A 23,979-nucleotide genomic window follows, 5' to 3' on the forward strand; every position below is an offset into this window, starting at 1 on the left:
CCAAAAAAAGAATAAATCAGTCAGCACTCTCATCATCAGAACCACTGGTTCAGACAACACCAAAGCGCCGCCAACATATCCCTTCCATTCCTATTCAATTTTCAAAGAACCCTACCTAAACTACTGATCTTACTCAGTCTTTCAGGCAGCCACCCCAGCATCGTCCGCTGCGGTGAACGGGCTTTTAGACCCCACACACACCACCGTCAACACCATTCTTCAAAAAAATGACATAACCCTTCGAAAAAACTGACCGGAAGATCGAAGGCGAACGCCGGAATAAGGAACGGGAAAAGGGGGCCAAAGCCCCCTCCCCCACTTCCCGAGGCGGAGTCCGAGATCAGAAATCGACGCTCGCCGTACCACCCACGAAGAAGGGCGACGCAACATAGTAAGTTGTGCTCCCTGCAGAGAGCTTGCTGCCGAACACACCCGTCGTCGCCTTGCCATTGGCTGCCGTGCCATTCACGAAGCCGAGGTAGTGATTATTGGTGATGTTCTGCAGATTAAGCTGCAGGACCGGATTCTTCATGAACCCGAAATTATGGAAGCGATAGCCTGCATGGACGTTCATCGTCACATAGCTCGGTATCGAGGTGTCATTATTGAAGGTCGAGTACTGTTTGCCTACATATTTGAGCGCAAACCCGCTGAAGAGGTGCCCGTCGTCGTAGTCGAGATTGAAGGCAACCTGTTGCTTGGGTGTCTGGGGGGCGAATTTGCCCTTGCTGAAGACGTAATCCCCGTTACTGCCAGCCGCGACATTACTATCGGTGCGCGCGTTGATGTACTCAGCCGAGATATAGGGACGTAGGTGATAGAGAATGGGGCGTGTGCCGATTTCGAAATCGACGCCGTCAGCATGTGCCCCCCCGCCATTGATGCTCTGCGAGTAATAGGAGCCGTTCGGCAGAACGACCGTCTGCGTATAAAGTCGGTTCGTGAAGTTGTAATGGAAGTAGGTCAGGGTGCTGTTGAAAAGCGAACCCTGATAACGAATGCCCGCCTCTTCGGAAATCGAGATTTCCGGCTTCTGATTCGGGTTTGCCTTGGTACTGTAACCAGCACCCTTCGTGTACGTGCCCGCATCATAAAGCGACGTGTTCATCGGGATACGGAAATTGGTCGTGCCTGAGGCAAAGAGCTGGAACTGGTTGTTCAGCTTGTAACGGATCGAGGCGGCAGGAAGCGGCTCATTCCAGCTGCCGTTGATATAGGGCCCGGTAGAGGTGTTCGGCAGGTAGTTCTGCCCCTGACGCGTAATCATCGCATATTTGAGCCCCCCTTCAATCGTCAGACGGTTATTCAGAAGGGACAGGGAGTCATCGATGAAGAGCGTGTGGATGCGCGTCTGGGTCAACGTATCACGATATTGCGCCGTGACGCCGTTGGACAAAACGAGGTTGGGACCACCACCATATTCGTCGAGAGGTGCACCCGTCGCAGGGTCGACCAGGCTATATGGTGCGGTCTGGATCTGCTTGGAATACTCGAACCAGTACCCAACCATCAGGCGGTTTGCGCCAGTATGGAGCGCGAGTTTCGTCACGGCACCCGGGCGGTAGGTCTGGGTGTTCGACGGGTTATAGAGGAGAAGGCTCTTTGTATTGGACGGATTATAAGGACCGAGCGAGCCACTGAGAGACTGCGAACCATATTGCTGGCTGGTCAGGCTCTCATTATAGGCACCCCCACCATTACCATTACCATACCAGAAATACGGTGTTTCGGTCAGCGTCAGATTGTCTGTCAGGGTGAATGTCGACGGAGCGCTGGCATAGATGTTGGTAAAGGGATTCTGGTGCAGCTTGTAATAATTGCCACTGGGTGATTTAGGGTTCCACTTCGAGTCATATGTGTAGGTGGTTCCATATTTCTGCCAGTTCGCCAGGCTCATTGATGGAAACAGGGTGCTGTCACTCTGGTTGCCGACGATCGCGAGCGAGATGCGATTGCCCTGTCCCCACTCATTGACCCATTTTGTCTCGCCATGGAGTTTTTTCTGCGCGCCTGGACCACGCCACGAATCTTCATGCGCCGCAGAGAACGAAATATAGCCCTTGAGATGGGTATTACCAATGCGACCCGTGTCGACACGCCCGAAAATACGGCGCGCGTTATAGCTGCCATAAGTGCCATCGAGGTGACCGCTGAATTTCTCGGTCGGGTCGAGCAGGTACATATTCACCGCGCCGCCCGAGGCACTGATATGGGGGCTATCGAGATCCGCCGAACCCTGTTCGACATTGATTGTTCTCAGATTTTCTGAGTCGACAATCTCCTGCGGATAGACCGCGTAATTACCGATATCGTTAATCGGAAATCCTTCGAGCGTGAATCCGATCTGACTCGCATTGAGGCCGCGCAGGGTAAGATTGCCGCCATTCAGACCGAGCGGGTCTACCGAGGTGGTGTTCACGCCGGGAAGCATGGCAATGAGCTGCATCGGATTCAGGCCCGGCGTCTGCTTGGCGATGAATTCCTGTGTCACGGTGGAGCGCGACTTGGCAGCATCCTCATGAACCATGAGACCGCCGCCAGCAGCCGTGTGGCGGCTTGCGCGCACCTGCACCGTCTCGCTTTTGGCAGCGTCTGTCGGTGCGGTCGAGCCCATCATGGACGGGCCGTCATCAGCCTTCGCAACTGTTTTGGGAGCGGTCGCTTTCCGGGAGCTACCCGCGCTGGAGGACAGGCTCACCTGTGCCGAAGCCGCGGAGACCTGCAACGCGAGGACGGAAGTCGCACAAAGAAAAAAGCGGGCTCTCACACTCATTATCGTTCCTGAAGTTCATCGGCTGATCGTTAACTAGGCTTAACGAATTCACGATAGCCATTAACACGAGGGCGAAACAATCACGATGAAACTTTCATGACGATACGATTCCAATAAGTCGTTTCTTTTCAGAAACATATGTAACAAAACTATCCAAACGGTCATTTTCTGCATGGGCGTCAACCCAATGGACCTTCCTCCTCATACAGCGGCTTACTCCGCGCGATTCGACGCACCCGAGCACCCTCGCAGCCAGATGAAGCCCCGTATTCTCAAGCCACACACACAGTCTTTACCGTGAGAACGGTGCCATCATATTGATAGACTCAAATACGTTCTCTACTTTCGTCTCGTCAGTATTTGTTTTTGAAGTCTTCTATTATGCGATCAACTCGACACTTTCGGCTTTTAATCGCGTTCGGCGCTTTAGCATCCCAACCCGTGTATGCTGCGAACCAGCAGGTGCCTGCGCACGAGGCTCCCGCACCGCCCCAGCCAACGCGCCTTCCCTGGATCCACGGCCCGGCAATCACGCGTATCGAAGGAGGCTCCGATATGCGTATCCCTGCAGGTTTCGAGTTGCTCGTGCCGCCAGACGGGAAAAAGCTCCTCGCACTCATGGGTAACCCGACGACCGCGTCTGACGATCGCGCCTACATCTTGCAACCGGAGGACGCAGGGCAGGATTGGTTCATGGAGTTTTCGTATCGCGACGCGGGTCATGTGGATGACACGGATACGATCGACGCGGACAAACTCCTTGCGATGATGAGCAAATATTCGCTTGAGGACAACGAAGTCCGAAAAGCGCGGCATCTTCCCGCGCTTGACCTCGTCGGCTGGCAAACAACGCCGCGCTACGATCCGCAGACCCATCGGCTCGAATGGGCCTACAGATACAAGACGCATACGGACGACCTCATCTCCAACCTGCATACGCGCGTCCTCACCCGCACAGGCTATTATCGTGTCCTCATGGTCGGCGATGTTGCGACCTATGATCAGGACATGAAGGCCTTCGACACCGCCCTGACCTTTCTTCATCCCCTGCCCGGCAATCGCTACAGCGATTTTGAGACAGGCGACAAACTTGCCCGGTATGGGCTCATGGGTCTGATGGGAGGTGGTGCCGCTGCTCTTGCCGTGAAAACGGGACTGGCAGGGGGCGCCTTGGCTCTTATCGTCAAAATCGGCTCTGCACTTCTGAGTTCGAAGGCGATCGTTGCCGTCATCGCTTTCCTTGCCCTCCTGTGGGCTCGGCTCAAGTCCCTCTTCTCGCGCCGGAAAGGGAAGTAGATGCAGTATCTGAGCGCGCCTCTTGTGTTCGGCCTTTGCGCAGCTATCGGGTTCTGGGCGATCATGAAGATCCTGCCCAAACGTAGCAAACCGCCCGAGGCACGCGAAACCACGCCTGCCCCGAGCGAAAGCCCGCCATGGGACGGAGGGAACACACCCCATCAGTTTGGAAGCAGAGGCAGCAAGAAATAACGTCGAGGTTCCTGGACGAAACTGGCAGCTCTTATTTTGGACTATGAGAATTTTTGGCTGGGGGACCTGGATTCGAACCAGGGCTGACCGGGTCAGAGCCGGTAGTTCTACCGCTAAACTATCCCCCAGCATCTGTGCAGAAGCTGTTTGCCTTGCGGTGGCGGTGAGATAGCACCCGCCCCCACGGGCCGCAACCCCCCTTTCGGCATTTTTTTTCATAAATCGCTCATCCCGCACGTATAAAGTGCTTGCTGCGACCTGAGCGCGCTATCACATTGTTTTTGACGCAAGATTCACTCATGCGGCCAGGGAAGAGGGAGGACGATCATGGGCTACAGCCGTAGCGAGGCGCTATCGTCTCACATGCCAAATGGCGCTCTCCCGCGGCATTTCGCCGCTCTCGATCTCGGAACGAATAATTGCCGCATGATGATCGCGCGCAGGACGCATCACGGCGTGCAGATTCTGGATCGACAAAACAGGATGGTGTGCCTGGGTGAAGGGCTGGTTGAAACGGGGGAGTTGAGCTCCCGGGCCATGGACCGGGCGGTGCGGACACTTGAAGGGTATGCCGCGCGCATGAAGGGACTGGCCGATTTACAGGTCAGGGCCGTCGCGACCGAAGCGTGCAGGCGCGCCCTTAATCGCGACCGCTTCCTGTCGCGTGTCTTTGAAGAAACGGGGCTGTCTCTGGAGATCATCTCCCCTCGTGAGGAGGTCGAGCTGGCGGTGGAAGGGTGCCGGGGACTCCTGCATCGCAACCGCGCCGCCGGGCAGAGAGCCATTGTTTTCGACATTGGCGGCGGGTCAACCGAGATCGCCTGGTTGCGCCTCGATCCGGTGACACGCGGGCATGAGTTGATCAGTCTCGTCAGCTTGCCCTATGGCGTTGTCACCCTGTCGGAACAATTTGGCCACGCGCGCGGGTCCATTGATGCCGTTAGTCAGGCAGCGCTTTATGAGGCCATGATCAAGGCCGTGCAGGAACCTCTCCGGCAGTTCGAGACGATTCACCAGATCGGTCGCGAAATGCAGGCGGGTGCCGTGCAAATGCTGGGCACCAGCGGCACAGTCACGACCCTGGCGAGCATGGCTCAGGATCTGCCGCGATACAGCCGCATGGCGGTGGATGGCTTCACCCTGACCGATCGTGCTGCCCACGATGCGATCACCGTCGTGAAGGCCACGTTATGCGGTGCGGAGGCGGCACCTTCTTCCCTCTCAGCCGACAGGCAGCACTTCATGCTGCCGGGCTGTGCGATATTCGAGGCGATTCACAGAGTCTGGCCGATGCAGGAGATCATCGTTGCCGATCGCGGGTTGCGTGACGGTATGGTCGCACGCATGGCAACCCAAGCGCGTAGCAGTCGGGTCATTCCGCACGGACAGGCGCGTCACGGCGTGAACGCGCTCGGTGGACGCGAATATCGTGGCCATAATGCCTCGTCTTCCTTTATGGGTCGCGCATGACCAGAGATAGTGACAAGCGCGGCCGCAAGCCGGGCAAGCCGACTGAACGACGTATCCCAGGCAAAGCGCTCAAGAGTTCTGCCGCTCCCGGCGAAACGGACAGCGCCCTGGACGGCAGTTCGGTCCAGACGGCGCGGAACAAGACCATCACCCTGCGCACTGCGCGGGGGCGCTCGACTGCGCAGCAGCGTTGGCTGAACCGCCAGTTGAATGACCCCTATGTGGCGGCCGCCCGCAAGCAGGGCTGGCGTTCACGGGCCGCCTTCAAGCTGATCGAGATTGACGACCGACTGAAGCTGATCAAGCCAGGCATGAAGATCATCGATCTGGGTGCTGCCCCCGGAGGATGGACGCAGGTTGCGGTGAAGCGTGGCGCCAGTGCGGTGGTGGGCGTCGACCTGCTTCCGGTGGATCCCGTCAGCGACGCCACGATCATTGAAGGTGATTTCACCGATCCTGACATGCCCGCGCGGCTGATCGACCTTCTGGGTGGCCCGGCCGACCTAGTTCTGTCGGATATGGCACCGAACACGACGGGCCATGCGCCAACCGATCATCTGCGCATCATGGGCCTCGCTGAAGGCGCGCTCGATTTCGCGATGCAGGTGCTGGCGGTCGGCGGAGGTTTTGTGGCGAAGGTCTTCCAAGGGGGCTCCGAGCGGCAGATGCTCGAACCCATGAAGCTCGCATTCTCTCATGTTCGCCACCTCAAGCCGCCTGCATCCCGAAAGGAATCGAGCGAGCTCTACGTGGTGGCAACCGGGTTCAGGCCCGAACGCCTGAATCCCGGCTCCAGCTCAGAGGAGTAATTACTCCGCCACGTCCCACAGCCAGGCGGCGCCGCGTACGCCTGAGCTGTCGCCATGTTTGTTTCGGACGATGGGGGTGGTGCAGGTCGGCGTGATCACGTGACGCGCCAGCAAAGGCGGCACACGCTCGTAAATGCTGTCGAGATTCGAGACGCCTCCACCCAGCACGATGATATCCGGATCGAGGAAGTTGATCGTCAGGGCGCAGGCGCGCGAAAAGCGATCCATGTAGCGATCGAGCGCGCCGATTGCCGCGATGTCTCCGGCAGCCGCAGCCTCTTCGATGCCGGCCGTGTTATGATGCCCGACACCTTTCCAGTCTTTGGCGAGCTCGGGCCCGCAAAGATAGCGCTCAAGGCAGCCTTCATTGCCGCAAAAACACTTTGGCAGCGGGAACTCTTCCATGCGCACCCAGGGGAGCGGCGTGTGGCCCCATTCGCCAGCGATGCTGTGACGACCGCCGATCACCTTTCCGTCAACAACGATACCGGCGCCCATTCCGGTTCCGATGATGATACCAAAGACCGTGCGATTACCCGCCCCTGCGCCGTCAGCGGCTTCGGAGAGCGCGAAGCAATTCGCATCGTTCTCGACGCGCACCGAGCGGTTGAGTGCCCGATCCAGATCGATACCGAAGGGCTGGTTATTAAGCCACGTGGCATTCGCATTCTTGATCAGGCCGGTTTCGGGCGAGATGGAGCCCGGAATGCCGATCCCCAGCGTCGAGCTGAGCTGACCCGGCTTGGCCAGATGGGACGAGACGCTTCCAAGGCGCTGGTCCACGCTGGCGACCAGGTCGCGCACGGCGATCACTGCGTCTTCATAAATTCCCGGATTGGGGACGCGTTCACGCAATTGCAGATCGCCCGCGCGATCGAGAACTGCGATTTCGATCTTCGTCCCACCGAAATCGATGCCGAGGCGATAATCAGCCATCTCATGCCTTACTGATGTTGCTTCTGAAAACTGGCGCGCATGTTGCGGAGGAATAGGATCGGAGTAAAGATCTATTGGCAAAACAGCGCCCGATCTTGAAACACACATCAAGCTGCGCGCATAGTCCCGAATATGACGGTCTCCCCCACAGAAACGCTGCTCGACCTGCGCGGGCTTGCCTGCCCCCTGCCTGTGCTCAAGGCGCATCGCGCGCTCAAAGCGCTCTCCGGGGGTGCCAGGCTACGCGTACTAGCGACGGATCGCGCCAGCGTGGCGGATTTCCAGGCTTTCTGCCGTGAGACGGGACACGCGTTAGTTGCATTCTCTGAAGACGGGGAGACGCTTTCCTTCGTCATCCGTCGCAAATTGGACACAGCTGTGTCTTCCCCTGTTACGGAATAATCATAGTCATTACTTCCTTGGGCTTGGAGAATGGAGTGCGACACGCTATCCCTCCTTCCCATCGAGCCGTTTCTCATAACGGCGATTTTCCGAAACAGCGGAGCGGGACGGCATTTCAGGCATGGACGCACAGCTTTCACAGCTCTCTTTCGAGGATGCCCTGTCGGAGCTCGACAGGATCGTTCGCGGTCTGGAGAGCGGACAGATGAAACTTGAAGATGCGATCAGCGCCTATGAGCGAGGGGCCGCCCTGCGCCGCCATTGTGAAACCAAACTCTCGGAAGCGGAGATGCGTGTGCGAGCGATCACCCAGCGTGACGGCACAACGCAGGCGGTCCCCCTCCCCGAGTTCGACGAGCCTTCTGGCGGAAAAGCCCCATGACGATCACCTCTCCCACCCAGACTGCAACGCCCGAGGCCCTGGCCGCCTCGCTCGGCACTGCAGCCCGCGCCATCGAAGCCACGATCGATCGCCTCCTCCCCATGGTCGAAGGTGACGAATCGGTCTTGATCGACGCGATGCGCTACGCCGCTCTCGGCGGCGGCAAGCGCCTACGCGGCTATCTTGTAACAGAGATCGCCAGCATTTTCGGTGCCGAGCCGGAAGGCGCTCTGCGCGTTGCGGCCTCAGTCGAGATGCTGCACGCCTATAGTCTCGTCCATGATGATCTGCCGGCAATGGATGACGACGATCTGCGTCGCGGCCAGCCCTCGACGCACAAGCAGTTCGATGAGGCCATTGCGATCCTCGCGGGCGATGCCTTGCAGACTTCCGCCTTCGAGATCCTGGCCGATCATGCCACGCATTCTGATCCTGCCGTCCGTATCGCGCTCGTCATGGCGCTGGCTCAGGCTTCGGGTGCGGCAGGCATGGTGGGCGGTCAGGTGGTCGATATCCGAGGCGAAGGCAAGGCACTTCCCCTCGATCAGGTACGGCGCCTCCATGCCATGAAGACAGGTGCGCTTATCCGCTACGCGGCTGAGGCCGGTGCCATTCTGGGTGGCGCGACACGCGTGCAGCGCGACGCCATCATTGCGTATGGGCGTGATATCGGCACAGCCTTTCAGGTGGCCGATGACGTACTTGACACGACCGCAAGCGCCGAGGAACTCGGCAAGACCGCCGGCAAGGATGAAGCCTCCGGCAAATCCACCTATGTCTCCCTGCTGGGTATCGAGGGTGCACGTGCGGAAGCCGCGCGCCTCTCCGAGCAGGCCACACAGGCCCTGTCTTTTTTCGGGACCGAAGCAGCCGCGCTCAGAGCCCTGGCCCATTACATCGTCGAGCGCAGGAATTAAGAGAATGAGCGACACCACCAAACCGACCAACACCTCGTCGATCCCGACCATGGGCCGTTTCCCCCATCTCGACCGCGTGGTCGTTCCGGCCGATCTGAGAAACTTCTCGACTGATCAGCTCAAGCATCTCGCTGAGGAACTGCGCTCCGAGACGGTTGACGCCGTCTCCACCACGGGCGGGCATCTTGGCGCCTCGCTCGGCGTGGTCGAACTGACCGTTGCGATGCATGCAGTCTTCAATACGCCTGATGACCGTATCATCTGGGATGTTGGCCACCAGGCTTATCCCCACAAGATCCTGACCGGACGGCGCGATCGCATCCGCACCCTGCGCCAGCCTGAGGGTCTGTCCGGCTTCACCCGCCGTGCCGAGAGCGAATACGACCCGTTCGGAGCGGCACATTCCTCGACCTCGATTTCGGCAGGTCTGGGCATGGCGGTGGCGCATCACCTGCGCGCAACCGACGACCCCTCTTACGAGGAGCGCAATGTCATTGCGGTGATCGGAGACGGCTCGATTTCGGCAGGCATGGCCTATGAGGCCATGAACAATGCGGCGGTCGCGGGTCCGGGCGCCAAGCGCCTGATCGTCATTCTGAACGACAATGAAATGTCCATCGCGCCGCCGGTAGGCTCGATGTCGAACTACCTGTCGCGCCTCATGACCTCGCGCCAGTTCCTGAGCCTGCGCGACCTCGCAGGCAAGCTGGCCAAGCGCCTGCCTGCCGGGCTGGAGCGTACCGCAAAGCGCGCGGACGAACTGACGCGCGGCCTGATCACGGGCGGAACGCTGTTCGAGGAACTCGGCTTCTATTATGTCGGCCCTGTCGATGGGCATGATCTGAACCAGCTCGTGCCGATCCTGCGCAATCTCCGTGACAGCGATGAAGGCCCGGTGCTTCTTCATGTGATCACCGAGAAGGGACGCGGCTATAAGCCTGCTGAATCCGCCGGCGACAAATATCATGCGGTCAGCAAATTCAACGTGGTGACCGGTGAACAGAAAAAGGCGCCCGCCGGGCCGCCGAGCTATACCTCCGTCATGGCACGCGAATTGCTGCGCCACGCCGAGATGGATGAGCGCATCACGGCCATCACGGCTGCCATGCCTTCGGGCACGGGTCTGGACAAGTTCGCCCAGAAGCATCCCGAGCGCTTTTTCGACGTCGGCATCGCCGAGCAGCACGCGGTGACGTTTGCCGCCGGCATGGCATCGGAAGGGCTGCGCCCGTTCTGCGCCATCTACTCGACCTTCCTGCAGCGCGCCTATGATCAGGTGGTGCATGATGTCGACCTGCAGAATCTGCCGGTCCGCTTCGCGATCGACCGCGCCGGTCTGGTGGGCGCCGACGGTGCCACCCATGCAGGGTCATTCGATCTGAACTATCTGTGCTGCCTGCCGAACATGGTCGTCATGGCGCCGAGCGACGAGGTCGAACTCACCCATATGACGGCAACGGCTTGCGTCTATGATGCCGGCCCGATCGCCTTCCGTTACCCGCGCGGGGGCGGTACGGGTCTGGACCTGCCGGAGAAGGGTGAGGTGCTCGAGATCGGGCGCGGCCGGATCGTGCGAGAGGCAACGCGTCAGCCGGGTAGCAAGTCGGGTGTGGCCATCCTCTCCCTCGGCACGCGTCTGACCGAATCGCTCAAGGCTGCCGATCATCTCGCCGCCCAGGGCATTGCCGTGACGGTGGCCGATGCCCGCTTCGCCAAGCCGATCGACACTGCCTTAGTCGAGCGTCTGGCTCGCGAGCATGAGGTGCTGATCACCATCGAAGAGGGCGCTGCTGGCGGCTTCAGCAGCCTTGTGGTGCGTCATCTGGCCGAGACAGCACTGCTGGATCAGGTGAAGTTCCGCCCCATGGCGCTGCCCGACACCTATATCGACCACAACCTGCCGGAAGTGCAGTACGACGAGGCAGGGCTGAACGCACCGCAGATCGTCACTACCGCCCTCTCCGCCCTCGGTGTCCAGAACGCCCAGCAGACGGCCTGATGGCCAAGAAGCGGGCTGACGTCCTGCTGGTCGAGCGCGGCCTCGTCGAGAGCCGCGCCCGGGCACAGGCCCTGATCATGGCGGGACTTGTCTTCAGCAAGGACCGCCGCATTGCCAAGGCGGGGGATATGCTCGCCGAAGATGCCGCGCTCAATCTGCGTGGACAGGATCATCCCTGGGTGTCGCGCGGCGGGCTCAAGCTCGATCACGCACTCAGCCATTTCGGGCTGGACCCCAAGGGGCGGATCGCCGTCGATGTCGGTGCCTCCACGGGAGGGTTTACCGATGTCCTTCTCACGAACGGTGCTGAAAAAGTCTATGCGGTCGATGTCGGCCATGGGCAGATTGCCTGGAAGCTGCGCTCCGATCCACGCGTGGTGGTCATGGAAAAGACCAATGCCCGCACGCTCGACGCCACGATCATTCCCGACCCGATCTCGATTGTCGTTTGTGACGCCAGTTTCATCGGGCTTCGCACGGTGCTGCCCCCTGCCCTTGCGCTTTGCCAGCCCGGCGGCTGGGCGGTTGCGCTGATCAAGCCGCAATTCGAAGCCGGAAGGTCCGAGATCGGGGCAAAGGGCGTGGTCCGCGATACGGCGGTTCATGAGCGCGTCTGCGCCGGCATCCGAGCATGGTGGGACGATCTCGACGGCTGGGACGTTCTCGGCGTCGATCCCAGTCCGATCACCGGCCCTGAAGGCAACCGCGAGTTCCTGATCGCCGCGCAACGCCAGTAACAGCGTTGCGGGGGGCAGATCGCGTCAATCCAGATCTCGGATGGCACGCCCGGGGGAAGCTCTCTGAACTTCCGGTACCCTTCCTCCGCACTATGGTGGTTTTGCTTGCGCTCCCGGGGCCCCTTCGTGATAGAGCACGCGCATGTCCGACATCTCGACCCCACTCGACCTGAATGAGCAGGAGCGCGCGCGCATCCTGGCCAAATCCGCTCTCTTCGCCCCACCGCCAGCGGTGCTACCCGATGGACGGCGTGACCTTGTGGGCCTGTCGCGTGAGGAGCTGGTGGCCGAGATGGCCGAATTCGGTGAGAAGCCTTTCCGCGCGAAGCAGCTCTGGCACTGGATCTATCATCAGGGCGCAACCGATTTTTCGCGCATGAGCAGTATCGCCAAGCCGCTCCAGGCCAGGCTGGCCGAGCGTTATGTGGTTGGTCGTCCCGCAACAAGCCTCGAACAGACATCGAACGACGATACGCGCAAATTCCTGTTCCGCTTTCGAGACGGGCAAGAAGCCGAAACGGTCTATATCCCCGATCGCCGGGAAGATCGGGGCGCGGTCTGTATTTCGTCGCAGGTTGGCTGCACCCTGTCCTGCACCTTCTGCCATACCGGCACCCAGAAGCTGGTCCGCAATCTCGGCGCAGCAGAGATTGTGTCCCAATTCATGGCGGCGCGCGATTCCTACGGCGAATGGCCGAGCCCGAGAGGGGAGACGCCCCGTCTGCTCTCGACAATCGTGCTGATGGGCATGGGCGAGCCGCTCTATAATTACGACAACGTGGCCAAGGCCATGCGTATTGTCATGGATGGCGAGGGGATCGCGCTTTCGCGCCGTCGCATCACGCTGTCCACGTCCGGCGTCGTTCCAATGATGGATCGCTGCGGCGAGGAACTGGCAGTCAATCTCGCCATCTCTCTTCATGCTGTGACCAATGATCTGCGCGACAAGATTGTGCCGCTCAACCGCAAATACCCGATCGAGGAGCTGATGGCGGCGTGTCGTCGCTACCCGGCAGCCTCGAACTCGCGCCGTATCACGTTCGAGTACATCATGCTGCGCGGTATCAACGACAGCGAGGCCGATGCGCGCGAACTGGTGCGTCTAATCAAGGGCCTTCCTGCAAAGGTCAATCTGATCCCGTTCAACCCCTGGCCCGGTTCGGAGTTCAAACCCTCCACACGCGAGCAACTGCAGAAATTCGCTGCCATTGTCATGGATGCCGGGTTTGCCTCGCCCATTCGCATGCCGCGCGGTCGCGATATTCTGGCAGCATGCGGGCAGCTGAAGACCGAGAGCGAGCGCCTGCGCCGCAACACGACGGCAGAAGTTGAATAAGAAACGGGCGCTTGGCGGCAGAGTCTGGCCTGATTGTCTGACGGGTGATAAGAATGGCGCCGTATTCGTCATTCTATCAGAGGGAAGCCTGGCCTCATGACCGCCCGGGACGTTAAAAAAGTTGTTCTCGCCTACTCGGGCGGGCTGGATACTTCCGTCATTCTGCGCTGGCTGCAAAAGGAATATGGCTGCGAGGTCGTGACCTTCACCGCCGATCTCGGCCAGGGCGAAGAGCTGGAACCGGCCCGTCGCAAGGCCGAGATGTTCGGTGTGAAGGATATCTTCGTCGAGGATCTGCGCGAGACCTTCGTGAAGGATTTCGTCTTCCCGATGTTCCGTGCCAACGCGCTGTATGAAGGCCAGTACCTGCTGGGCACATCGATCGCGCGCCCGCTCATCGCCCAGCGTCAGATCGAGATCGCCAAGATGGTCGGTGCTGACGCCGTGGCCCATGGCGCGACCGGCAAGGGCAATGACCAGGTGCGTTTCGAGCTCGGTTATTACGCGCTCCAGCCCGACATCAAGGTCATCGCACCGTGGCGTGAATGGAACCTGACGTCGCGCACCAAGCTGCTGGCCTTCGCCGAGGAAAACCAGATCCCGGTGACCAAGGACAAGCGCGGCGAGGCACCATTCTCCGTCGATGCCAATCTTCTGCACTCCTCTTCCGAGGGCAAGATCCTCGAAGATCCCGCAGTGGCTCCCGATGAGATCGTCTTCCAGCGCACCATCTCCCCGGAGAACGCCCCGGATGTCGCCACCGAAATCGCGATCGATTTCTTCGAGGGTGACCCGGTCGCGCTGAACGGGGTGACTCTTTCCCCCGCAGAATTGCTGACGCGACTGAACAAGCTGGGCCACGACAATGGTATCGGCCGTCTCGATCTCGTCGAGAACCGCTTTGTCGGCATGAAGTCACGCGGCATCTACGAGACGCCGGGCGGCACGATTCTGCTCACGGCGCATCGTAGCATCGAATCCATTACGCTCGACCGCGAGGCCATGCATCTCAAGGACAGCCTGATGCCGCGCTATGCGGAGATCATCTATAACGGCTTCTGGTTCTCGCCCGAGCGTCACATGCTGCAGGCTCTGATCGACACCAGCCAGAAATCGGTCACGGGACGTGTTCGCCTGAAGCTCTACAAGGGCAATGTGATCTGCGTCGGTCGTGAAAGCCCGAACAGCCTCTACGATACCCGTGTCGTCACCTTCGAGGACGATGAGGGCGCCTATAACCAGATCGACGCTCAGGGCTTCATCAAGCTCAACGCGCTTCGCCTGCGTCTGGGTGGCCAGATTGGCCGCACCGGCGGCAAGCCCTGATCGCAAGCGTCAAGAGGTCCATCATGCGTCTATCCCGCTCTATCAAGACCCTCGTCGCCGGGGCGTCTTTCCTTGCCCTGGCCGCCTGCGGCGGCCCGAAAGAAGAGCCGGAACTGACTCCGGAGCAGTTCATGGCCAAGGTCCGCGCCGAACCCGGCGTGAAGACCTTGCCGGATGGTCTGGCTTACAAGGTGCTCAAATCGGGCCCCAAGGATGGTGAGCAGCCCTCCAAGGGCCGCCAGATGATGCTCATCTATGAAGGCCGCCTGCCCGATGGGGGTATCTTCGACAGCTCCGAGCAACATGGTAATGGCGCCTATATGCAAATGACGCTGGACGGCCTCGTCAAGGGCTGGATGGAAGCCCTGCCGATGATGCATGTGGGAGATACCTGGATGCTCTACGTTCCGCCCGAACTGGGCTACGGCAAGCGCTCTATGGGCATCATTCCGCCCAACAGCCCGCTTGTGTTCAAGATCCAGCTTCTCGGCCTGGGCGGTCAGGAGCAGTAATCTTGTCGCGCCCTGCTCTGGTCCTCGCTCTTCTTGCCAGCCTCGCATTGAGCGGGTGCGGCAAGAAGAGTGCGGGACAAAAGCTATATGGCCCCAATTGCGGTATCTGCCATCATGGTGGCAACGGATTGCCGGGCGAGGTTCCACCTCTGGTGGGTCGCCTAGACCTGATCGCCAAGACCCCGGCAGGGCGCGACTATCTTGCCCGTGTCATGCTCAACGGGCTCGACGGCCCGATCAGGGCGAATGGCAGTCGCTATAATTTTTCCATGCCAAGCTTTCGTCGACTGAGTGACGAGCAGCTTTCGCTCATCCTGAACTGGCTGATCGAGCGCGGGGCGACAAAACCCGCCCCTCATATCGGGCCCGAGATTTTTGCGAGAGCGCGTGAGACCGAGATCGGCTCGAATCGCGTCCATGATCTGCGCGAGGGACTGGCGGCCAAAGGGCAGATTCCCTGATCGCGCAGGGCATCCCTTCCGGCTCCTCAAACCAGACCCGCGCTCTACTCTCGCGCTCCTTACCTGCCTCCCGCATCCACGCCTCCCCAAAGCACGTCTCTCATGATACGGGTTTGAGGATACGCTCCTCAGGACACGACCATAATCTCCCTGACAACCCGCCATTAAGCGCGCTGAGTTTTCTGACGGAACGCCCCCCAGGACGTTTACTCAAGCACGTGCTGCATGTTCGGTCAGTGGCTTGCGGGGGCCTCCTCTGCAGGTCGCCGCAGGATGTCTCCCGCGCGAGGAAACCCTGCTTCAATTGCTTCCTCAGGTCGCGGAACGTGGATAGGGCCATGCCCGTTATTCAGTCAGGGCTCTGCCAATGCGCATTGCAGCGCGCCTCATACAGATCCTCATCGCCCGTCTCGAGCAGGTGCCCTGTCGGGTGTTTCTTCGCGGTCCAGGAGGCGGGCGCACCGCAGTGATGGCAACGTGCGGTCAGTGACACATAATGATCGGCCAATGCGCGCAGGCGATCCATGACCACAAAGGCCTCACGCCTGTAATCGGTATCGAGCCCCGCCACAGTCACGTTGACCCCCTTATCGAGAGCACGTTCAATATCGCGCACAACGTCGCCCTCATAATGCGGGGCGATCATGAAATGTCCCTCATCGAGCAGGATATGGCGATACGCGGCGAAATCCTCGGGCCAGGAAGAAACGGAGCGCGCCGCACGAGAGAGCCCGACACGGCTCTTGATCTGTGCCCCGGAGCGCGTGTCGAAGGCGGGTGCCAGACAGAGCGTCGCCGCATCCTCGGGGTAGTCGCTCAGCAGATGCGCCGATTTTCCGGCGAACATCGGCCCCGCAAAAACAGTCAGAATACCCCGCACCCGCCTTGTCCCCCCTTCGCCAATCACCCGGATCCTCCCGGGAACAGAACCCGGCCCCAGGCCTGAAGGGCTGCCCTTACAGGGATTTGCGTCGGGAGGGCAATCTTTCCCCTTGACCGCCGCGGGAGCGCATTCGACAAGAACGGCCATGCAACGTGTTTTCTCCGGCATTCAGCCGACCGGCGTCCCCCAGCTTGGCAATTATCTCGGTGCGATCCGTAACTGGGTGCGTCTGCAGGACGACCATGACTGTGTGTTCTGCCTGGTCGACATGCACGCCCTGACCGTTTTCCGCGAGCCCGAGCAGTTGCGCCGCGATAATCTGGCACAGGCCGCCTGCCTGATCGCCTCGGGCATCGACCCTGAAAAACATGTTCTCTACAACCAGTCGGCCGTAAGCGCGCATGCGCGCCTCGGCTGGATTTTCAACTGTGTGGTGCGGCTGGGCTGGCTCAACCGTATGACCCAGTTCAAGGAAAAAGCGGGCAAGGACCGGGAACAGCATTCTGCTGGTCTGTTCGTCTATCCTGCCCTGATGGCCGCCGATATCCATACCTTCCATGCAACACGCGTGCCGGTGGGGGAAGATCAGAAGCAGCACCTCGAGATCGCCAATGATATCGCGGCGAAATTCAACCATGATTACGGCGTGGACTTCTTCCCCGCCATCGAAGCCCTCATTCCTCCCTCGGCCGCGCGTGTCATGAGCCTGCGTGACGGCACGAAGAAAATGTCCAAATCGGATCCCTCGGCCCAGTCGCGCATCGAACTGACCGACACGGCCGATGATATCGCGCTCAAAATCCGCAAGGCGAAGTCCGATACCGAGGCACTCCCCTCGGAGAGCGGCGGGCTCGAAGGACGGGCAGAGGCGCGCAACCTCGTCACCATCTACGCCGCCATGGCCGATCAGAGCGTGGACGATGTGCTCGGCCGCTTCGGTGGCCAGGGCTTTGGACCGTTCAAGTCGGCTCTCGCGGAACTACTCGTCGAGAAGCTCGCGCCGGTCGCAAATGAAACACGTCGCCTGTTGGAAGATCGCTCCCATCTGGAGCAGATTTTGCGCCAGGGTGCCTCCCGCGCCAGCGCCATTGCTGAGCCAATTGTCACCGAGGCGGAACGTCTGGTCGGGTATCTGCGCTAGTTTCCAGGGCGAAGTCCTTCACCCCCGGCGTTCATCTTACAGGAGGCATCATGCGACAGGTCTTTCACCGTCTTTCAGTCCGTACGCGTGGCAAGGGCCTGACGATGATCACGGCGCCTATCCTGGATTGGGTTGCCAGTAGCGGGATCGAGGAAGGTCTGTTGACGCTCTGGTGCCGTCATACCTCGGTCTCGCTTATCGTGCAGGAAAATGCTGACCCCACGGTACAGCAGGACATCAACAGCTATTTCGAGGATCTCGTCCCTGAATCACGCATCTATCAGCATGATTATGAGGGCTCGGATGACATGCCTGCCCATATCCGCACCGTGCTCACCAATGTGCAGCTGACCATTCCCGTGATGTCCGGCAGGCCGGTTCTCGGCACCTGGCAGGGCATCTATCTCTTCGAGCACAGACGCGCCTCCCACAGCCGGGAACTCGTGCTGCATCTGATGGGCACCTGAACCTCGCTGACGGGCGCCATAGGAATAACTCCGCCTCCATGGATTCACTGAACGTCTGGCAGACAGCCGCCAGTCACCCTCGTCGTGAAGCGGTGCCCCTGTTGCAGGGCAGAGCATGGACTGTGTCCATGCGTGCCCCGAAACAGCACACCCCTTTCACCAGCGCCTGAGCCAGAACTGGGCCGGACAGTTATCCTGCATGTGCGGGGAAGAAAGATAGGATGGTGATGACGGGAAGTCGCCCATCTTGTCCGGATTCAGAGTGAACCAGAGCTGGGTCAGCACGACGCGTTTGTCATGATCCGTCTCGCAACGCAGTTGCAGTGCACGGGGCAGATCGGAACCGGTGGATTGGCGGAAGAAGGCAAGAACTTCCTCATGCGTGACAACCATACCGGCGCGCTGCCCGAGAAACGCCATCATGGGTGAGCGGACAAATCGGGCCTGAAGAGCACTCGCCTTGGCGAAGAAGATCCGAGGGTCGTAGCCGAAGCAGGCGCCATGTTTGACCCACTCATGCACGATGAGCGACGACGCCGTATGCGGTACAATCTCGGCGAGCGTCTGGCTCAGGGCATTATCCAGTGCGGGCGGCCCTGAATCCGGTCCCAGCAGACTACATCCCTCGCGCCACCAACGCTCCACAGGGACGCCCTGTGCCTCGAGGGTATGCGGTTCAGAGGCCCAGAGTCCGTGCAGCCCTACGAGAGCCTTGCGAGGCTGATCCACCGTACAGCCACTCCCCGTCGAGCAGAAACCGGGCTGCCAGGTCAGCGCGAGGGTATTATGCGCGAAATCCCCATGGGCCGTGGGCGTCAAGGCTGCAGGATGGGGGTTACGAGCGGTACACCCCGCGACAAGGAGCAGGGCGAGAACGAAAATCCAGCGCGTCATGAGGTGGCTCCGAGAAGTCGGGCGTGATGGGACACATGGTCCGCAATCACCGTCTGGATGAACCAGTAAGAATGGTCGTAACCCTCATGGTAGCGCAATTTCAGGGGCTGGCCCTTGCGTGCGGCCATGGTCTCGAGCAGATCCGGGCGGAGTTGCTCCGCCAGAAACTGGTCAGCCATCCCCTGATCGATCAGGATCTCCCGGGGGTGTCTCTTTCCGGAGTCGAGAAGCGAGACTGCATCCCACTCGGCCCAGCGTCCGGCATCTTCCCCCAGATACGCAGCGAATGCCTTTTTCCCCCAGGGCACAACGGAAGGATGGACAATCGGTGCAAGCGCACTGACCGAGTGCCACAGATCAGGTGCGCGCAATCCGTGGACCAGTGCCCCATGGCCACCCATCGAATGCCCCATGATTCCAAAGCGGGATTGTGTCTGTCCAAGGGCTGTGCGGATCAGGTCAGGCAGTTCGGAAGCGATATAGCTGCCCATACGGTAATGATCCGACCAGTGGGAGTTTGTGGCGTCCAGATAGAAACCGGCCGCACTCCCCAGATCGTAGCTCTCATCCTCGCCCGGTACGCCCGCGCCTCTCGGCGAGGTATCGGGGGCGACAAGCATCAGGTTCTCAGCGGCCGCGTGAGCGATGATCGTCGATTTCTGGAGGAATGTTTCATGCGTGCAGGTCAGCCCCGCGAGCAGGAACAGAACCGGCGTGCTCTTCCCCCTCAGGGCAGCCGCGGGCTGGAACACGGAAAAACGTGCCTCCAGCCCCAGCGTGCTTGAAGGATGGGAGAAAACGCTGACTACCCCGCCATGACATGCCTGGCTCGAGATTGTCGTCAGCATCATGCATCGAATTCCACAACCGAGCGGATCGACTTGCCCTGGCTCATGAGATCGAAGCCATGATTGATCTCCGACAGCTTGAGATGCTGTGTGATCAGGGAATCGATGTTGATCCGCCCCTCCATATACATATCCACGATCTTAGGCACGTCAGTGCGCCCGCGTGCGCCGCCAAAGGCGGAACCGATCCAGCGTCGGCCGGTCACCAGCTGGAACGGACGTGTCGAAATCTCCTGCCCCGATCCGGCAACACCGATCACGCAGGATACGCCCCAGCCACGATGCGCGCATTCCAGCGCCTGACGCATCAGCTTGACGTTCCCAACGCATTCGAACGTGTAATCCGCGCCGCCTCCGGTCAGTTCGACCAGATGCCCCACCAGGTCGCCATTTGGTCCCAGATCGGCAGGATTGACGAAATGGGTCATGCCGAATTCACGAGCGATCTTTCCGCGCTCCGGGTTCAGGTCCACACCCACGATCTGACGCGCACCAACCATCTTGGCGCCCTGGATCACGTTCAGCCCGATCCCGCCCAGGCCGAACACGACCACGGTTGAGTCCGCCTCGACCTTTGCCGTGAACAGCACGGCACCGATCCCGGTGGTCACCCCGCAGCCGATATAACAGATCTTGTCCAGAGGGGCGTCTTCACGGACCTTAGCCAGAGCGATCTCGGGAAGAACCGTGAAATTCGCAAAGGTCGAGCAGCCCATGTAGTGGTGCACCGGCCTGCCCCGATAGGAGAACCGTGTCGTGCCATCGGGCATCAGGCCCTTGCCCTGAGTCCCGCGGATGGAGGTGCAGAGATTGGTCTTGCGCGACAGACAAGACGGGCAGGAGCGACATTCGGGCGTGTAGAGCGGGATCACGTGATCGCCCGGCTTGAGGGAAGTTACCCCCGCCCCGACCTCGCGCACGATACCTGCCCCTTCATGGCCGAGAATTGCGGGGAAAAGCCCCTCGGGATCATCACCGGAGAGCGTGAACTTGTCGGTATGACACAGGCCCGTCGCCTTGATCTCGACCAGGACCTCGCCTGCGCGCGGACCCTCCAGTTGCACCGTATCGATTTCCAGCGGACGACCGGCTTCGAGCGCCAGGGCAGCGATGACATCCATAATCAGTCTTCTCCAGAATTTGGGTTATTCACGATACGTCACATAACCATCTGCGTTTTAACGAGTTTTATCGCGAAACTCTTGGCTATGATGCCCGGACTCTCGCAATGAATAATCTAGGGACCAAGATACCTTGATCGTTGACAAGAACTACGGCCTTTGGATCCTGCTTCGTGAAACGGCCGTCCCTCTCGGGATACTTGCTCTTTGGGATTTCGTCGTCGTTATCCTTTATCAGGTCTATCATCAGGAATGGATGGAGCAGCCCGCCCTGCCCATCTCCCTGATGGGCTCGGCACTCGCCCTGTTTCTGGGAGTCAGAAACAATGCCGCCTATGCACGCTGGTGGGAAGGGCGTTCGCTCTGGGGCCTGATCACCAATAACTGCCGATCCTTCGCCCGAGAGGCCGCGACCCTGCTGGGCGGCCGTCCGGACCTGGCGCGCGCCATGGCGGCCTATCCCTATCTGCTGCGTACAGCCCTTTCGAATCTCGAACAGGGGCCTGAAGCCAAGCGTCTGCTCACACCCGAGATGTATGCGCGTGTCATGAGCCGCGCCAACAAGCCCAACGCCCTGCTTTACGAAATCGGTCTCGGCGTCGCGGAAGAAGTCGCTCTTAAAAATATCGACGGCGCGGTGCACGGCACGGTCGATCGTATCCTGTCCGATCTTGCCAATGCCCAGGGTGGCCTGGAGCGCATCAAGAACACGCCCCTGCCCATCCAGTATTCGGTTCTGCCGCTTCTGGTCGTGCATGTGTTCTGCATTGTCCTGCCACTTTCAGCAGTACAGTCGCTTGGCTGGATCACCCCTCTTGGGTCCAGTCTCGTGGGCTTCCTGTTCCAGGCGCTGGACAAGAGCGGACGTGACCTGCAGGAACCGTTCGTCCCGAGCAAGCACGCTCTGCCCATGCTCACCATGTCGCGCAATATCGAGATCGATCTGCTGCAGCCCATTGGCGACGAAGTGGGTAAGCCGATCGCAGCGAGCCGGGGTGTTCAACCCTGAGCTGCCCGTTATGCGACCCGGCATCGGTATTGCGCCGGGTCTCATCGCGACACGAGACATACTGTGGAATTTCTGATATAAGCTCGTCGCATGAGCACGTTCAAAACCCCTCCCAAGGGAGGCATGACAGACGCGATGGCGCGTAGCGCCGCCGCGCTGACCGCAACTCAAGCCGACACTCATGCCGGAGACGATGATCCCTTCCAGGAAGGGGATTCCATTGTCTATGCCGCACATGGTGTAGGCCGCGTCGATCGCATCGGTATCGATGAAATCGCCGGGACGAAGCTGGAAATCATCCAGATCTCCTTCCCTGGCAACCAGATGACCCTGCGTATCCCGCTTTCGAAGGCACGCAAGTCTGGTCTGCGCAAGATCGTGACACGCGATATCGTCGAAAAGGCGATGTCGATCATCAAGGGCAAGCCGCACGTCAGCAAGGGTATGTGGGCCCGTCGCGCTGTAGCCTATCAGGAAAAGATCAACTCGGGCGACTTGATTCAGATCGCTGAGGTGCTTCGCGACCTGCGCCGCAATGTGGACAGCCTCGATGGCAGCTTCAGCGAGCGCAAACTCTTCGAAGCGGCCCAAGAGCGCTTTGTGAGCGAAGTCGCTGTTCTGGAAAACAAGGATCCGACTGCCGTGCTTCAGGCCCTGACGGATACCATGAAGGCGGCGTGACCGGCTTTCTCCGGCGTCCTGCGGGCGCCGGGAAATACCCGGAGGATGCCCGCCGCAGGAGCAACCTCCGGCCAGGGATGCTGATCCCTCGTCCAACCTCTTCCCTTTCGACGCATCCTTTCTCCGCCGTCAGCGTTTCGTTTGCGATCCGGGCTGTCTTCCCCAAGGGGCTGACAGTATCTCAGCAGAAGGAACACGCCGCGTGACGGAACAGACGAGTAAGCGTTTCGCCCATAAGAAGGTCCTGGTGACAGGCGCTTCGCAGGGTATCGGCGAGGATGTCGCCATGCATTTCGCCAGCGAAGGCGCACAGGTCGCGATCAACGGGCGCAAGGCAGAAAAGCTGCAGCCGCTTCTCGACAAGCTCCCCAAACCCGTCAGCGGCGAGCATCTGATCGTGGCCGGCGACATGTCGGTTGAGGAAGACGTCGATCGCGTGATGAAGGAGACGCTCGACGGCTTTGATGGCCTCGACGTGTTGATCTGCAATGCGGGCATGCAAATCGAGTGCCCTTCAGACGAAATTTCCCTCAAAGACTTCAACATGGTGATGGCCGTCAACGTGACGGGCGTCGTTCTGTGCGCTCGCGCCGCGCTCAAATACTGGCGCGACAAGGATTTGCCGGGAAACATCATCGTCAATAGCTCAGTGCATCAACAGATCCCCAAGCCGCATTATCTCGGCTATTCCGCCAGCAAGGGCGCGGTGGGGAATATTGTCCGCACCCTGGCGCTCGAATATGCCCGGTTCGATATCCGTGTGAATGCGGTCGCTCCCGGTGCCATCGTGACCCCCATCAACGATGCCTGGGTCAAGGATCCCGAAAAATACGAAGCGACAGCGAAGCATATCCCGATGAAGCGTCCGGGTGAGTGTCGGGAGATCTCTGATGCGATAGCATTTCTCGCTTCGAAGGAATCGAGCTATATCACCGGACAGACTCTGTTCGTCGATGGCGGCCTGACCCTGTATGCCGATTTCGAGCAGAACTGGTCGTCCTGAATCATTCGAGATTTACGCCCCATGTCGACCCCGCCTACCGTTCTCGTCGTCGAAGATGATTTTCTCATCCGGACCTGTCTGATCGAGTTCCTGGAAGAGAGCGACGTCACGGTACTGGAAGCCGATAACTGTGCCACGGCGCGGTCGCTCATCCTTAGTGACCGCCCGCTCGACGTGCTCATCATGGACATATCGCTCCCCGATGGCAGTGGCGCGGAGCTCGGGCAGGAGAGTCGCAGATTGCGTCCCGAGCTGCCGATTATCTACACCACCGGTCATGGCATGGCCGTCGACAAGACCTCGGCGCTCGACAGGGTGATGACCAAGCCCTACCAGCTCGATGCCATATTGGGCGTCGTTCAGGAACTCGCCCCGGCGAGTTAA

At 60.0% G+C, this 23,979-nt stretch carries 25 protein-coding genes and 1 tRNA gene; 19 read left to right on the forward strand and 7 right to left on the reverse strand.

What is annotated here, in order from left to right; all coding sequences use genetic code 11:
• Window positions 1–340 precede the first annotated feature (340 nt).
• Window positions 341–2,617: a TonB-dependent receptor domain-containing protein gene (locus tag WFJ47_RS00005; RefSeq protein ID WP_336760625.1), complete on the reverse strand. Its 2,277-nt coding sequence runs from the start codon at window positions 2,615–2,617 to the stop codon at window positions 341–343.
• Between the two features lie 711 nt (window positions 2,618–3,328).
• Here WFJ47_RS00005 and WFJ47_RS00010 point away from each other — a divergent pair.
• Together WFJ47_RS00010 and WFJ47_RS00015 are read left to right on the forward strand one after the other, a co-directional pair.
• Window positions 3,329–4,069, forward strand: a complete 741-nt coding sequence (locus tag WFJ47_RS00010; protein WP_336759969.1) for a DUF2167 domain-containing protein — start codon at window positions 3,329–3,331, stop codon at window positions 4,067–4,069.
• Window positions 4,070–4,261, forward strand: coding sequence for a hypothetical protein (locus tag WFJ47_RS00015; RefSeq protein WP_336759971.1), 192 nt, complete (start codon window positions 4,070–4,072; stop codon window positions 4,259–4,261).
• 54 nt (window positions 4,262–4,315) lie between these two features.
• Here the strand turns inward: WFJ47_RS00015 and WFJ47_RS00020 are convergent.
• Window positions 4,316–4,389 (reverse strand) — tRNA-Gln (locus tag WFJ47_RS00020).
• 199 nt (window positions 4,390–4,588) lie between these two features.
• Between WFJ47_RS00020 and WFJ47_RS00025 the strand changes: the two genes are divergently transcribed.
• Window positions 4,589–5,731 carry a Ppx/GppA phosphatase family protein gene (locus WFJ47_RS00025; RefSeq protein WP_336759973.1) on the forward strand — a complete coding sequence of 381 codons (1,143 nt, stop codon included), beginning with the start codon at window positions 4,589–4,591 and terminating at the stop codon, window positions 5,729–5,731.
• Window positions 5,728–6,540 (forward strand): RlmE family RNA methyltransferase, encoded by an 813-nt coding sequence (locus tag WFJ47_RS00030; RefSeq protein WP_336759975.1) that lies wholly within the window; start codon window positions 5,728–5,730, stop codon window positions 6,538–6,540. The genes WFJ47_RS00025 and WFJ47_RS00030 overlap by 4 nt, the downstream gene beginning before the upstream one ends.
• On the opposite strand, the gene WFJ47_RS00035 is transcribed toward WFJ47_RS00030, so the two are convergent.
• On the reverse strand, window positions 6,541–7,476 hold the full coding sequence (locus WFJ47_RS00035) for an ROK family protein (RefSeq protein WP_127102393.1): 936 nt from the start codon (window positions 7,474–7,476) through the stop codon (window positions 6,541–6,543).
• 132 nt (window positions 7,477–7,608) lie between these two features.
• Here WFJ47_RS00035 and WFJ47_RS00040 point away from each other — a divergent pair, with 132 nt between their 5' ends.
• The 9 genes from WFJ47_RS00040 (at window position 7,609) to WFJ47_RS00080 (ending at window position 15,548) form a co-directional block, all read left to right on the forward strand.
• Window positions 7,609–7,878 carry a sulfurtransferase TusA family protein gene (locus WFJ47_RS00040; RefSeq protein WP_127102394.1) on the forward strand — a complete coding sequence of 90 codons (270 nt, stop codon included), beginning with the start codon at window positions 7,609–7,611 and terminating at the stop codon, window positions 7,876–7,878.
• Window positions 7,879–7,999: 121 nt separating this feature from the next.
• Window positions 8,000–8,260 carry an exodeoxyribonuclease VII small subunit gene (locus WFJ47_RS00045; protein ID WP_127102395.1) on the forward strand — a complete coding sequence of 87 codons (261 nt, stop codon included), beginning with the start codon at window positions 8,000–8,002 and terminating at the stop codon, window positions 8,258–8,260.
• A complete protein-coding gene (locus tag WFJ47_RS00050; protein ID WP_336759981.1) occupies window positions 8,257–9,177 on the forward strand; it encodes a polyprenyl synthetase family protein in 921 nt (306 codons plus the stop codon). The genes WFJ47_RS00045 and WFJ47_RS00050 overlap by 4 nt, the downstream gene beginning before the upstream one ends.
• A gap of 4 nt (window positions 9,178–9,181) precedes the next feature.
• Window positions 9,182–11,176, forward strand: a complete 1,995-nt coding sequence (dxs, locus tag WFJ47_RS00055) for a 1-deoxy-D-xylulose-5-phosphate synthase (RefSeq protein ID WP_336759982.1) — start codon at window positions 9,182–9,184, stop codon at window positions 11,174–11,176.
• Window positions 11,176–11,913, forward strand: a complete 738-nt coding sequence (locus WFJ47_RS00060; protein ID WP_336759984.1) for a TlyA family RNA methyltransferase — start codon at window positions 11,176–11,178, stop codon at window positions 11,911–11,913. Before dxs ends, WFJ47_RS00060 begins: the two co-directional genes overlap by 1 nt.
• A gap of 142 nt (window positions 11,914–12,055) precedes the next feature.
• Window positions 12,056–13,249, forward strand: coding sequence for a 23S rRNA (adenine(2503)-C(2))-methyltransferase RlmN (gene rlmN / locus WFJ47_RS00065; RefSeq protein ID WP_336759986.1), 1,194 nt, complete (start codon window positions 12,056–12,058; stop codon window positions 13,247–13,249).
• A gap of 96 nt (window positions 13,250–13,345) precedes the next feature.
• Window positions 13,346–14,575 carry an argininosuccinate synthase gene (locus WFJ47_RS00070; protein ID WP_336759988.1) on the forward strand — a complete coding sequence of 410 codons (1,230 nt, stop codon included), beginning with the start codon at window positions 13,346–13,348 and terminating at the stop codon, window positions 14,573–14,575.
• Between the two features lie 23 nt (window positions 14,576–14,598).
• Window positions 14,599–15,087: an FKBP-type peptidyl-prolyl cis-trans isomerase gene (locus WFJ47_RS00075; protein ID WP_199751947.1), complete on the forward strand. Its 489-nt coding sequence runs from the start codon at window positions 14,599–14,601 to the stop codon at window positions 15,085–15,087.
• A gap of 2 nt (window positions 15,088–15,089) precedes the next feature.
• Window positions 15,090–15,548: a cytochrome c gene (locus WFJ47_RS00080; protein WP_336759992.1), complete on the forward strand. Its 459-nt coding sequence runs from the start codon at window positions 15,090–15,092 to the stop codon at window positions 15,546–15,548.
• A 349-nt stretch (window positions 15,549–15,897) separates the two neighbouring features.
• Here the strand turns inward: WFJ47_RS00080 and WFJ47_RS00085 are convergent, their stop codons facing one another.
• The gene (locus WFJ47_RS00085) at window positions 15,898–16,455 is read right to left on the reverse strand and encodes a thymidine kinase (RefSeq protein ID WP_336759994.1); all 558 of its coding nucleotides are present in this window, start codon (window positions 16,453–16,455) and stop codon (window positions 15,898–15,900) included.
• 121 nt (window positions 16,456–16,576) lie between these two features.
• On the opposite strand from WFJ47_RS00085, the gene trpS reads away from it, so the two are divergent.
• On the forward strand, window positions 16,577–17,572 hold the full coding sequence (gene trpS / locus WFJ47_RS00090) for a tryptophan--tRNA ligase (RefSeq protein WP_336759995.1): 996 nt from the start codon (window positions 16,577–16,579) through the stop codon (window positions 17,570–17,572).
• 50 nt (window positions 17,573–17,622) lie between these two features.
• Complete coding sequence (locus WFJ47_RS00095) at window positions 17,623–18,039, forward strand: secondary thiamine-phosphate synthase enzyme YjbQ (protein ID WP_336759996.1); 417 nt, start codon at window positions 17,623–17,625, stop codon at window positions 18,037–18,039.
• Window positions 18,040–18,195: 156 nt separating this feature from the next.
• Here the strand turns inward: WFJ47_RS00095 and WFJ47_RS00100 are convergent, their stop codons facing one another.
• The 3 genes from WFJ47_RS00100 to WFJ47_RS00110 are packed head-to-tail and all read right to left on the reverse strand — an operon-like array spanning window position 18,196 to window position 20,902.
• Window positions 18,196–18,933 carry a ribonuclease T2 family protein gene (locus tag WFJ47_RS00100; RefSeq protein WP_336759997.1) on the reverse strand — a complete coding sequence of 246 codons (738 nt, stop codon included), beginning with the start codon at window positions 18,931–18,933 and terminating at the stop codon, window positions 18,196–18,198.
• Window positions 18,930–19,784: an S-formylglutathione hydrolase gene (gene fghA, locus WFJ47_RS00105; RefSeq protein ID WP_336759999.1), complete on the reverse strand. Its 855-nt coding sequence runs from the start codon at window positions 19,782–19,784 to the stop codon at window positions 18,930–18,932. The genes WFJ47_RS00100 and fghA overlap by 4 nt, the downstream gene beginning before the upstream one ends.
• Entirely contained in the window at window positions 19,781–20,902 is a 1,122-nt protein-coding gene (locus WFJ47_RS00110; RefSeq protein ID WP_336760001.1) for an S-(hydroxymethyl)glutathione dehydrogenase/class III alcohol dehydrogenase, read from the reverse strand. Before WFJ47_RS00110 ends, fghA begins: the two co-directional genes overlap by 4 nt.
• Window positions 20,903–21,035: 133 nt before the next feature.
• On the opposite strand from WFJ47_RS00110, the gene WFJ47_RS00115 reads away from it, so the two are divergent.
• The 4 genes from WFJ47_RS00115 (at window position 21,036) to WFJ47_RS00130 (ending at window position 23,979) form a co-directional block, all read left to right on the forward strand.
• Complete coding sequence (locus WFJ47_RS00115) at window positions 21,036–21,911, forward strand: bestrophin family ion channel (protein ID WP_336760003.1); 876 nt, start codon at window positions 21,036–21,038, stop codon at window positions 21,909–21,911.
• Between the two features lie 90 nt (window positions 21,912–22,001).
• Complete coding sequence (locus WFJ47_RS00120; RefSeq protein ID WP_127103533.1) at window positions 22,002–22,592, forward strand: CarD family transcriptional regulator; 591 nt, start codon at window positions 22,002–22,004, stop codon at window positions 22,590–22,592.
• A 202-nt stretch (window positions 22,593–22,794) separates the two neighbouring features.
• Window positions 22,795–23,595, forward strand: coding sequence for a glucose 1-dehydrogenase (locus WFJ47_RS00125; protein WP_336760006.1), 801 nt, complete (start codon window positions 22,795–22,797; stop codon window positions 23,593–23,595).
• A 21-nt stretch (window positions 23,596–23,616) separates the two neighbouring features.
• Window positions 23,617–23,979, forward strand: a complete 363-nt coding sequence (locus tag WFJ47_RS00130) for a response regulator (RefSeq protein ID WP_127103539.1) — start codon at window positions 23,617–23,619, stop codon at window positions 23,977–23,979.

It is taken from the genome of Asaia sp. VD9 (genome assembly GCF_037150015.1).
GTDB lineage: Bacteria > Pseudomonadota > Alphaproteobacteria > Acetobacterales > Acetobacteraceae > Asaia.